We start from the raw sequence: 606 nt of genomic DNA on the forward strand, positions 1-606 counted from the left end.
CGATGCCACAGACCCGCGAGCACATCCTGCTGGCGCGTCAGGTTGGCGTTCCTTACATCATCGTGTTCCTGAACAAGTGCGACCTGGTCGACGACGCAGAACTGCTGGAACTGGTCGAAATGGAAGTGCGCGAGCTCCTCTCGAAGTACGAGTTCCCAGGCGACGACCTGCCAATCATCAAAGGTTCGGCACGTATGGCGCTGGAAGGCCAGCCAGGCGAAATGGGCGAAGAGTGCATCACCCGCCTGGCCGAAGCCCTGGACACCTACATCCCGACGCCAGAGCGCGCTGTTGACGGCGCCTTCCTGATGCCAGTCGAAGACGTGTTCTCGATCTCGGGCCGCGGTACCGTGGTTACCGGTCGTGTCGAGCGCGGCATCATCAAGGTCGGCGAAGAAATCGAAATCGTCGGCATCATCGACACCGTCAAGACCACCTGCACCGGCGTGGAAATGTTCCGCAAGCTGCTGGACCAGGGTCAGGCTGGCGACAACGTCGGTCTGCTGCTGCGCGGCACCAAGCGTGAAGACGTCCAGCGTGGTCAGGTTCTGGCCAAGCCAGGCTCGATCAAGCCGCACAACCACTTCACCGGCGAGATCTACGTTC

1 protein-coding gene is annotated in these 606 nt (G+C 61.2%); it reads left to right on the plus strand.

The annotated features are described in order from the left end of the window. Positions 1–606: EF-Tu/IF-2/RF-3 family GTPase (locus ACWCIA_RS22915; protein WP_454166788.1), on the plus strand; the 606-nt coding region annotated here is incomplete at both ends.

The sequence above is a fragment of the Massilia sp. SYSU DXS3249 genome, assembly GCF_053668055.1.